10 protein-coding genes and 1 pseudogene are annotated in these 9,813 nt (G+C 64.4%); 3 read left to right on the forward strand and 8 right to left on the reverse strand.

The window, feature by feature from the left end; translation table 11 throughout:
• The 3 genes and pseudogenes from H0X95_RS35250 to H0X95_RS35260 form a co-directional block, all read right to left on the reverse strand.
• Positions 1–1,056, reverse strand: a pseudogene (locus tag H0X95_RS35250) (LVIVD repeat-containing protein); the annotation flags it as partial.
• Between the two features lie 46 nt (positions 1,057–1,102).
• Complete coding sequence (locus tag H0X95_RS35255) at positions 1,103–1,516, reverse strand: hypothetical protein (RefSeq protein ID WP_006494239.1); 414 nt, start codon at positions 1,514–1,516, stop codon at positions 1,103–1,105.
• Between the two features lie 316 nt (positions 1,517–1,832).
• Positions 1,833–2,801: a LysR family transcriptional regulator gene (locus tag H0X95_RS35260; RefSeq protein ID WP_006484475.1), complete on the reverse strand. Its 969-nt coding sequence runs from the start codon at positions 2,799–2,801 to the stop codon at positions 1,833–1,835.
• A 161-nt stretch (positions 2,802–2,962) separates the two neighbouring features.
• Here H0X95_RS35260 and H0X95_RS35265 point away from each other — a divergent pair, with 161 nt between their 5' ends.
• Together H0X95_RS35265 and H0X95_RS35270 are read left to right on the forward strand one after the other, a co-directional pair.
• Positions 2,963–4,267 (forward strand): MFS transporter, encoded by a 1,305-nt coding sequence (locus H0X95_RS35265; RefSeq protein ID WP_034203247.1) that lies wholly within the window; start codon positions 2,963–2,965, stop codon positions 4,265–4,267.
• Positions 4,268–4,339: 72 nt separating this feature from the next.
• Positions 4,340–5,833, forward strand: a complete 1,494-nt coding sequence (locus H0X95_RS35270) for a M81 family metallopeptidase (RefSeq protein WP_006484490.1) — start codon at positions 4,340–4,342, stop codon at positions 5,831–5,833.
• A 257-nt stretch (positions 5,834–6,090) separates the two neighbouring features.
• Here the strand turns inward: H0X95_RS35270 and H0X95_RS35275 are convergent, their stop codons facing one another.
• Positions 6,091–6,504 (reverse strand): hypothetical protein, encoded by a 414-nt coding sequence (locus H0X95_RS35275; RefSeq protein WP_034203245.1) that lies wholly within the window; start codon positions 6,502–6,504, stop codon positions 6,091–6,093.
• Between the two features lie 264 nt (positions 6,505–6,768).
• On the opposite strand from H0X95_RS35275, the gene H0X95_RS35280 reads away from it, so the two are divergent.
• Positions 6,769–7,263, forward strand: coding sequence for a GNAT family N-acetyltransferase (locus tag H0X95_RS35280; RefSeq protein WP_059720620.1), 495 nt, complete (start codon positions 6,769–6,771; stop codon positions 7,261–7,263).
• A 66-nt stretch (positions 7,264–7,329) separates the two neighbouring features.
• Here the strand turns inward: H0X95_RS35280 and H0X95_RS35285 are convergent, their stop codons facing one another.
• The 4 genes from H0X95_RS35285 to H0X95_RS36115 all read right to left on the reverse strand — a co-directional run.
• Positions 7,330–7,653 (reverse strand): hypothetical protein, encoded by a 324-nt coding sequence (locus H0X95_RS35285; RefSeq protein ID WP_059720619.1) that lies wholly within the window; start codon positions 7,651–7,653, stop codon positions 7,330–7,332.
• On the reverse strand, positions 7,650–8,249 hold the full coding sequence (locus H0X95_RS35290; protein WP_124675170.1) for a hypothetical protein: 600 nt from the start codon (positions 8,247–8,249) through the stop codon (positions 7,650–7,652). Before H0X95_RS35290 ends, H0X95_RS35285 begins: the two co-directional genes overlap by 4 nt.
• A complete protein-coding gene (locus H0X95_RS35295; RefSeq protein WP_226245371.1) occupies positions 8,224–9,222 on the reverse strand; it encodes a hypothetical protein in 999 nt (332 codons plus the stop codon). The genes H0X95_RS35290 and H0X95_RS35295 overlap by 26 nt, the downstream gene beginning before the upstream one ends.
• Positions 9,200–9,813: DUF2345 domain-containing protein (locus H0X95_RS36115; RefSeq protein WP_230878348.1), on the reverse strand; the 614-nt coding region annotated here is incomplete at its 5' end. The genes H0X95_RS36115 and H0X95_RS35295, both read right to left, overlap by 23 nt.

A 9,813-nucleotide genomic window follows, 5' to 3' on the forward strand; every position in this document is an offset into this window, starting at 1 on the left:
CGGTTTGCCCGCCACGGCGAACGAGATCGTATGTTGCGCGACGCTGCCGTTCCGCACCGGCACGGTCGCGATCCGGTGCATCTGCGCGTTGGGACGCCGGCTCTGCACTTCGCTGGTATCGACGACGAAAAAGCCGTTGTCGCCGGTCGCGTTCGCGTCGTTCAGCGGCGGCGCACTCATGCCGACGGCCGCACCGCCGTTCCCCGACGCGACGAAGTACGCCCGCGTTCCGTCCTGGCTCACCGACAGGCCGTGCGAAAAGCTTCCCATGCCCAGATCCGGCAGGCCGATCGCGGAAATCATCTTCGGCCGGGTCGGCACGGTCAGGTCGATCGCGTAGTAGCTTTTCGTGAAGGCGCCGCCGACGTAATAGGTCAGCCCGTCGGGTGAAAATCCGCCTTCGTGGCCGAGCGACCGGGTGGTCGGTACGATACCGCCGTCCGCGCCCGTGCCGACCGGCACGCTCGCCAGCAACTGCGGCCGTGTGCAATCCGAAGCAATGTCGTACAGGTCGATCTCCGGGCCGCCACCGCCGCCCAGGCCGTTGTCGGCGGCGAGGATCCCGCGCGCGACGTTCACGCGCAGCGACTCCCACGGATCGATCATCGACGTGGACGTCAGCGAGCTCACCCGCACCGGCCGCGCCGGGTTGGTGATGTCGATCACCGGCACGCCCGGGTTCACGCGCGGCGGCGCATCGGGATTGTTGAACAGCGCGCTCGCGCCCATCGTCGCGTGATAGAAGCAGGTCTGGCCTTTCCTGTCGGTATACGTGGCGGCCGACCACGACGCGCCTTCGCCCTGAACCTGGCTCACGCGCTTGAGGTTGCAGTTGAAGCCACCGAAGCCGGCCTGTCGAAGTGCGGCCGGCACTTGCCCCTGCAGCGCGGTCTCGGGCGTATCGCCCGGGCTGCAGCTCGGCGCCCGCGGCACGACATAGTCGGCCACGGACACGCCGGACGCGGCCGCCGGCGTGTCATCGGCTTCTCCGCCGCAGCCGGTCAGCACGAACATGCAGAGCGACAGCGCGAACGCTGCGCGAATCGGTGATTGCATCGTTGTCTCCTTCCGTCTTGTTTGTCGTGGTGAAAATGCGCTGCGGTCACGGCCCCGGATAGATTTCGATCACGGCGACCTCGATCGTGTCGCCGGTCCGGCTGTGGAAATGCAGCGAGAAACGCCCGGTGATGCCGACCGGGACAATATCCAGCGACTGCGTGCTGCCGGACGCGCATGCCGCCAACGCCCCCGGTATTTCGTGCGCCATCAGGACGCCGGTTTCCCGCGCATGCACGTCGATATGCACCGGCATGCCTTCGTGAATCGCGATCACGGGTCGCGCCCACGGCGCCCGGTCGCGGTCCACGTCGACGGAAAAATGCCGTTGCTGCGGCAGCGCCGGCGATGCCCGCGACACATGCCTCGCGACGCCGTACGCCAGCAGCAGCGTCAACGCGATCGCGATCCATGCCGACGCCCGCCGGCGTCCTGCCTCGATGCTCGTGCTTCGTTCCATCGACACTCACGCCACGCGAGGTGGCTCCGTCAAACCGCCCGCCCATCGGGTGGATTCGATATCGATGGATGGTAGTGAGCGGTGCCGCGACGAGATATCAACTTATTGCGGACTGTCGAGAAATTGCGTACCGAGTAACCCGAGTAGGCGCGACGAATGAAGCGCCGCGCCGATGTCGTTTCGGCGGGTGGCGGGAAAGGGAACGGGAGCCCGGCGCGACGGCTTGCCGGGAAATCGCATCGCGGAAGGCGGCGGACGGCCTGTCAACGACACACGACGCGCCGACGCCTGAGCGTCGCCGCCGGCGACAGCGCCGTCAACGCGCGCGCTTCGCCGCGCGCGGCCGTTTCCCGGTCGGGCCCCGACGCGTCGCCGCTCCCGCGAACATCGTCATGTCGTGCAGCAGGCAGTTCAGCAACGTATCGGCCGCGACGCCAAGCGGCCGCCCCGCCTTCACGAGCAGGCGCGCTTTCGCGGAATCGAACAACGGATGCGCGATCGGTAGCGCGACGAGTTCGCCGCTCTCGAGTTCGCGATACGCGGCGAATGCGCCGATCAACGTAATCCCCTCGTGGCGCTTCACGAAATGGCGCAACACCGCGAGCGAGTTGGTCGTCAGCGTCGGACGGATCGGCAGGTTCTCGGTATACGCCAGCATCTGCGCGACCTGACCGAGGCCGAACGCCGGCGGCATCAGTGCGAGCGGATATTCGCCGAGTTCGTGCGCGCGCACCGCGCCGCCCCGCACCGCGAGCGGATGGCCGGCATGAACGAGCGCCACCACCGGCTGCGACGACGTGGCGAGATACGCGATCTCCGGATGAGCCGGCGGGTTGTACGCGAGCCCGATGTGCGCGCGGCTCTCCGCCACTTCCTGCAGCACGTTGTTGACGGGCAGCACATCGACGATCACGTCGAGCTTCGGGTAACGCATGCAGAAATCGGTCAGCACCTCGTCCATCAGCACGTCGACGTAGCCTTCGCTGGTGACGATGCGCACCTGGCCGGATTGCAGCCGCCGCAACGCCTGCAGGCGTTCCTCGAACAATTCCTGCTGCGAGCGGCAACCGCGCCAGTATTCGAGCAGATGCGCGGCCGCCTCGGTCGGCCGCACGCCGCGCGCCTGCCGCTCGAACAGCTCGACGCCGATCTCCTCCTCGAGCAGGCGAATCTGCCGCGTGATCACGGACGGCGCGGTATTGATGCTGTCGGCCGCGCCGCGGATGGAGCCGTGGGTCAGCACCTCGTGGAAGTAGCGCAAGCGGCGCTGGTTGAGTTCGCGCATGGCGTGTCCGGTCTGTCTGATGTTTGCTGGCGGTTTGCCCGAGTGTTGCCTGTCGAGCAACATTAGATCACTTAAGTTGCTCTTGCTCTGCTTTTTCGGCTCTTCGAGGATGCGGCAATCGGAACCCGTCCCGCAACACGCTTACGCCACTGGAGAGCGACATGTCCGCCGTCCCAACCTCCCGCCGTCCGGTCGCGCACGACAGCGCGCCAGTACAGGCGCTGTACCGCAAACTGAACTGGCGCCTGCTGCCGCTGCTGCTGCTCTGCTACACGTTCGCGTATCTGGATCGCGTCAACATCGGCTTCGCGAAACTTCACATGCAAAGCGCGCTCGGCTTCTCCGACGCGGCCTACGGCCTTGGCGCGGGCATTTTCTTCCTCGGCTACGTGCTGTTCGAGATTCCGAGCAACCTGATGCTGCCCCGGATCGGCGCGCGCAAGACCATCAGCCGGATCATGGTGCTGTGGGGGCTCACGTCCGCCGCGATGATGTTCGTGCACGACACCACGTCGTTCTACGTGCTGCGCTTTCTGCTCGGCGTGTTCGAGGCCGGCTTCGCGCCGGGCATGATCTTCTACCTGACCTACTGGTACGGCCCGCGCCGCATGGCCGGCGTGATGGCCGTCGTGATGCTGGCCGGGCCGATCGGCGGCATCGTCGGCTCGCCGCTGTCGACCTGGCTGATGACGGCCCTCGACGGCGCGCACGGGCTGGCCGGCTGGCAGTGGATGTTCGTCGCGGAAGGCTTGCCGTGCGCGGTGCTCGGCCTGCTGGTGCTGAAGGTACTGGCCGATCGCCCGGACGATGCGACGTGGCTGAGCGACCGCGAGAAAAGCCTGCTCGCCACCGAGCTGCAGACGCCCGCGGCCGGCCACCACGCGTTCGGGCAGGCAGCGCGCGACCCGCGCGTCTACCTGCTGGCGTTCGCGTACTTCACGATGATCTGCGGAATCTACGCGGTCAGCTTCTGGCTGCCGTCGATCCTCAAGGCCAACGGCGTGACCGACACGATGCAGATCGGCTTCTATTCGATGATTCCGTACATCGGCGCCGCCTGCGCGATGCTCGTGATCGGCCGGCGCTCGGACCGGCGCGGCGAACGCCGCTGGCACAGCGCGGTGTCGGCGCTCGTCGGCGCGGCCGCGCTGGCCGCCGCGACCTGGGCCGGCGGCAATCTCGCGATCTCGCTCGTCTGCATGACGATCGCCACGGCGCTGTTGTGGGCGGCCTACACCGTGTTCTGGGCCATCCCGTCGCAATACTTGACCGGCAACGCGGCGGCCGGCGGCATCGCGCTCATCAACACGATCGGCCTGTTCGGCGGCTTCCTCAGCCCGACGCTGATCGGCGAGATCCGCACCGCCACCGGCAGCATGCAGGCGGGATTGCTCGTGATCGTCGCGCTGATGGTCGCGGGCGCCGTCGCGCTGATCATGAACCGCCTGCCCGCCACAGCGCGCTGACCGGCGTGCCGCGACGGCACCGTAGCGCCCCATCGACCCCGCACACCCACCTGCTTTACTGGACTCAGACACATGACCCGACGCATTCTCGTTGCCGGTTTCCAGCATGAAACCAATACCTTCGCGCCCACCAAGGCCGCCTATGCCAACTTCGAACGCGGCGAAGGATTTCCCGCGCTGGTGCGCGGCGCCGACGTGCTCGCGCTACGCGACGTCAACATTCCGGCCGGCGGCTTCATCAACGCGGCCGAGCGGCGCGGCTGGCGCTTGCTGCCGGTGATCTGGGCCGGCGCGAGCCCGTCGGCGCACGTCACCGAGGACGCCTTCGAACGCATCGCCGGCGAGATCGTCGAGGCGGCGCGACGCGGCGGCTGCGACGCGGTGTATCTGGACCTGCACGGCGCGATGGTCGCCGAGCACACGGACGACGGCGAAGGCACCCTGCTCGAGCGCGTGCGCGCCGCGGTCGGCCCGGACGTGCCGGTGGTCGCGTCGCTCGATCTGCACGCGAACGTGACCGACCTGATGCTGCGCCACGCCGACGCACTGGTCGCCTTTCGCACGTATCCGCACGTGGACATGGCGGAAACCGGCGAACGCGCGGCCGCGCTGCTCGAACGCCTGCTCGCGGGCCGCGGCCCGCTGCATCGCGCGGCGCGGCGGCTGCCGTTCCTGATTCCGATCAACGGGATGTGCACGCTGCTCGATCCCGCTTGCACGATGTACGCGCGCCTTGCGGCGCTCGAAGCCGGCGGCGTGGTGTCGCTGTCGTTCGCACCGGGCTTCCCGGCCGCGGATTTCCCGGAATGCGGTCCGGTCATCTGGGGCTATGGCGACGCCGACGCGGTAGAGGCCGCCGTACAGACGCTGTACGACACGATGCTGGCCGACGAGGCGCAGTGGCAGGTGCCGTTCCTGTCGCCGGACGACGCCGTGCGCGAGGCGATGCGGCTCGCGGCGGACGCAAGCAAACCGGTCGTGATCGCCGACACGCAGGACAACCCGGGCGCGGGCGGCGATTCGAATACGACGGGCCTGCTTCGCGCGCTGCTGCGTCATGGCGCGCAGGACGCGGCGCTCGGCCTGCTGTGGGATCCGGCGGCGGTGGCCGCGGCGTGGCGCGCGGGAGCCGGCGCGCGCATCGACCTGTCGCTCGGCGGCTCGGGTGTGCCCGGCGACGAGCCGCTTCGCGCGCGCTTCGAGGTCGTCGCGCTGTCCGACGGCATCTGCCGCTACGACGGCCCGATGATGAACGGCATGCAGGCCGACGTCGGGCCGGTCGCGTGCCTGCGGATCGACGGCGTGCGGATCGTCGTGAGCGCCGGCAAGGCGCAGATGCTCGATCGCAATCTGTATCGGGTGGGCGGAATCGAGCCGGAGGCGATGAAGATTCTCGTCAACAAGAGCTCGGTGCACTTCCGCGCCGATTTCCAGGACATCGCGCACGCGGTGCTGGTCGCCAAGGCACCGGGGCCGATGCAGGCCGACCCGGCGGACCTGCCGTGGACCCGGCTCGCGCGCGGGATGCGGATGAAGCCGATGGGACGCGCGTTCGGCGGCGCGTGATGCGGTGATGTGGTGGCGCGTGACCGGTTCCGCGCGGATGCGGACGCGGCGTCACGCGTTGCCGCTCTGCCCGCACGCTGATCGTCGTCATCCATCGACGGCGCGCGGGGCGGGACGCCGCCGCGCCGTCGGAAGGCGCCGGGCGGAACTGACCGTTAGTTGCGACATGCGGTGCAATGAAAAAGGTTCTTCGTGGATTTCCGCGGACGTCGCCTTCCGGCCCGCAACGGTCACTTGTCGGCACGTTGCCCGGAAAGTCAGCGGATAAGCTGTCCGGAAACGCGAGCCCACACCGCGCGAAGGCGCCGCGCGCGATCTTCGAAGAGATAGGAGGCCGCAAGCGCCAATAGACCTGAAATGGCACCCGTCACGATGTGCTCGACATAGGGGATACGGTAATGACTCGTGTGCGAGTACGCATCGCCCAACGTCGTCAGGACGCCAACGACCAGCGCATTGCCATATCGATGCGCATAGAGTTTCCCCACCGGCGTGAAAGTCAGAAGTACAGCCAGGAGCCCGGTCAGCAGACCCGTATGAAATGCGATGGTCCAGTGGGGCAGGCTCGTGATATTTCCCCAGCTCCCCGGCATGCAGGTCATGCACGCACTGGTCGGCTGCCAGAAGCGCTGGACAAACAGTCTGACGCGGTGCTTCCACTCGGTTGACATGATGCATTCCCATCAATGCCGCCGTCACGGATGAGTCGGCTGTACGAAGCCGCAGAGGCCGGACAATGACCTGGGCATGGGGGCATACTACTCCACGATTGCACGGCCACCGTTTTGACCGAGACCGGCATTCGGCTCTTGCGTCCATCGGTGCGGCTCCGTCCGTGCCGCGCATCGAAAGCGGACGTTCGCGGCGACGGTGCAGCGCACCACTGCCGAACGAGCCAGCTTAGAATCGAACTTTCCCTTTCGCTCGAGTACCCGATGCTCACAGCGCGCCCACTTGTTAGCGAATCCGCCAGCGACTGCGCAAACGTCTTGCGCGTCTTCAATGAAGCACCGTCGTACACGGAACTCGTTGAAGGCCGCGCGCCCTCCCCGGAAGACGTCGACGATTTCTTCTTCGGCAAGCCAGCGGGCACGAACGCAGCACAAAAATCAGTCTTCGGGTTCTTTGCCGAACGCGAGATGATCGGCTGCGCAGATGTGATTCGTTCGTATCCGACGGACGACTGCATATGGATTGGCCTGATGCTTCTCACCGAAGCGAGGCAGGGCCGAGGCCATGGAAAGGCCGCTTTGAAGCTGTTGATCGAGATGGCGGGCGAGTGGGGCTATCGCGCCGCGCAACTTGCAGTCGTCTCGACCAACCCTCGTGCACACGCATTCTGGCAGCGCGAGGGCTTTGAGGAGATTCGACGCGCGAACAGTCCGAGATTTACCGGCGATCTGATCGTCATGCAGCGCCCAATTGGATAGCGAGCTCGATCGGCTCGAAATGGTCGGCCCACGACTGCCGTTGTCGACTGCATCGGCGATGCGGCCTCATGACGGATTCGCTTCCGCGCGACGCTTGACCGCAGTATTCATCAACTGAAATTCACGCCGCGTTTCCTGGATCACGTCTTTGGTCAATCGCCCGGCGAGCAACCCGGAGAACGTCTCCGCCTGCTCAAGACGGATACCGTTGGCCACGGCAGTGAGGCGCATGCAATGCGTCCCGTCGAAGACGCCGCGAACCCATACGCTGCCGCGCCAGCAAAGATCTTGCTCCGGGCGAACGAGCAGAACCGTGGGCTTGAGGTCCTTCAACGGCGTCGGTGGCTGGCGCCCGCGTCCGTCGAGCGCGATGAAGAAATCCACGGTCACTTAGGAAGCTCGCTATCGACGACGAAGTTTCCATTCGCATAGCGATATCGTCGAGTAACGGGTTCTGGTTTTGCGTAATTCGCCCAGTGAATCCAGAAGCCGTCTCCGCCGTCCGTCCACGCGATCGCAAGATAGGGAGACTTGTTCCCTGAATCGGTAAACAAGTCGATATTCTTGAGGCAACTCTGCACCAGCGTAGAGTAGGCGAGTTCTGCACGTTTGCCATCCAAGCGTAGTACGTAAAGCGTTCCTTCCTCGCCGGCCCCGCAGTAGCCCGTTGGGTTGTCGCTAGACGATTGATTGACCACCACCATGATGAATTCATGGCCGTCGATTACGCTGGACTGCGCCGCAGGAAATGCAACGCTGGATGACGACACCAACGCACGCCGTATCGCGCCGGGAACCTCGAGCGTTCGCAACTTGCCGTGCCGCGCGTCGGTCACCACCAACCGGTGCGAATGTTCCTGGACAATGGGTCCTGCGCTCAGCTGTACAAACTGCGGTGCCGGGGTCTGTGCAAGCGCGGCGACGCTGAGAGTACAGACAAACACTCCACACAATACCCTCTTAATTGTTCGCCATGTGGTCTGCATAACAGATACCCGAATAGATCCAAGCGTGTTCATCGGAACGACCTGCCTTCCCACTCTTGTAAGTGTCCTTGTCGCGCTTGTGCAATTCTTCCACAGTCTTACCCTTATTTGCATCTTTCGACATATCCCAGCCAATGTTGCTGGTGTCCGGATCGCACATAATCGTGCCATTGGGAACCCATGCCTTCGATGATTCGTCCCACCGGTAGTAGACACTGCCGTTCCATCGAGAGAACGTCGCCCGGATCAGTTGGTCTTCGGTATATGGATGGCCAGCCAAGTCGTTCTTGGCATACCCCTGCTTCTCTTGATAAAGCTTGATGCCGACCTTGATGTTCTCTTTCCAGTTCCACACTTGTTCGTAGGTGGGCGCTGGATTGGTCATTTGCGTCATGCCGTACCCGTTGTCGAATGCGACGACGGGTTCGTTATCCGCGTTGATGAAATTCTTGAAGTGACTTTCCTGATTGATCACACGATCAAAGCCGACGGCATCCTTCTGGGTCTTCAGGAACTCCAGGACAGCGTCCTTGCTCGGGTTGGTGCCCACGATAAATACGGTGCGTCGGAATTGCTCCGTACCCGCTGTGACCTCGACGACCAATTTCCCGCCCAAGATCTTCCCCCCCGGATCCGCCACCCACGTTTTGTCATTGATCGAGAACGAACCGGTGTCAGAGAAGGTTTTGAGCTTCTTTCCGCGAGGCTTTTCCCGTAGTCCGCTCACCTGTGCGTCCCATGTAATCGTCCACTTCCATTGATACGGTGGAGGCTGTTCGGTCTTAATCTCGAACGTGATCTCCGGAAATTTTGGCGTCTCGTCGATCACGAACTTGTCGCCCGTTGACGGCCGGACCCACTCGCCCGAGTCGTTCTGTACCACTGCCTTCACCAGCGACTTCTGATCGGTCCCGGTCGTCGACGCGTGCTTCACGTGACGCTTCTCGGTTTTACGCTTCTTCGTCGCTGTCATCATCGACCTCCTTGTAGACTGTCAGAGAAAGAGACTCAGGCTGATCGGTATACACATGCTGGGTGAAACCGTTTGCGTCACTATAGCCGCTCCACTTTTTGCCCGATTCGCTTTCGATCTCGTAGCGTGTGTGCGGCAACACAGTCTTGCCGTCGTCGTCGACCAGGTGGAACTGCTCGTGATATCGCGGAACATCGCCCGCGTGAGGTAGTCCAGGGAGCACGTAACCCTGCGCGGTCGGTCCGTCCAGGCTGTGCGTCGCGCCCTTGATATCGATCTTGCCCGGTGCGTGAATCTGAATGTCACCGTTCGCGATGCGGATGTAGGCGCCGCCGGAAGTTAGGTAGATCTCCTGATCCGCCGCGACTTCGACCTTGGCGGTCGCTGATAACACCTTGACCGATTTTTGCGCGGTAAGCTCGACGTTGTCCGAGTGCGCTTGCACCTCGATCTTGCCGCGACCTGCGAACAATTTCATGCCGGCATTTTGAGCGAAGATACTTAACTTGTTGGCGACACTCGCGATCAGCGACTTCCCCACTGCCACGTGCGTGCTCTGACCGCTGACGATGTTGACGTGTTGCGCGGCGG

The sequence above is a fragment of the Burkholderia sp. 9779_493 genome, from assembly GCF_015712215.1.
In the GTDB taxonomy this organism is placed as follows: domain Bacteria; phylum Pseudomonadota; class Gammaproteobacteria; order Burkholderiales; family Burkholderiaceae; genus Burkholderia; species Burkholderia cenocepacia.

What these genes read in the sequence shown, in the direction of transcription:
- H0X95_RS35295 (WP_226245371.1), bottom strand. Translation starts at nt 9,222, where the DNA reads ATGACAGCGACGAAGAAGCGTAAAACCGAGAAGCGTCACGTGAAGCAC.
- H0X95_RS35265 (WP_034203247.1), top strand. Translation starts at nt 2,963, where the DNA reads ATGTCCGCCGTCCCAACCTCCCGCCGTCCGGTCGCGCACGACAGCGCG.
- H0X95_RS35275 (WP_034203245.1), bottom strand. Translation starts at nt 6,504, where the DNA reads ATGTCAACCGAGTGGAAGCACCGCGTCAGACTGTTTGTCCAGCGCTTC.
- H0X95_RS35260 (WP_006484475.1), bottom strand. Translation starts at nt 2,801, where the DNA reads ATGCGCGAACTCAACCAGCGCCGCTTGCGCTACTTCCACGAGGTGCTG.
- H0X95_RS35290 (WP_124675170.1), bottom strand. Translation starts at nt 8,249, where the DNA reads ATGCAGACCACATGGCGAACAATTAAGAGGGTATTGTGTGGAGTGTTT.
- H0X95_RS35280 (WP_059720620.1), top strand. Translation starts at nt 6,769, where the DNA reads ATGCTCACAGCGCGCCCACTTGTTAGCGAATCCGCCAGCGACTGCGCA.
- H0X95_RS35255 (WP_006494239.1), bottom strand. Translation starts at nt 1,516, where the DNA reads ATGGAACGAAGCACGAGCATCGAGGCAGGACGCCGGCGGGCGTCGGCA.
- H0X95_RS35270 (WP_006484490.1), top strand. Translation starts at nt 4,340, where the DNA reads ATGACCCGACGCATTCTCGTTGCCGGTTTCCAGCATGAAACCAATACC.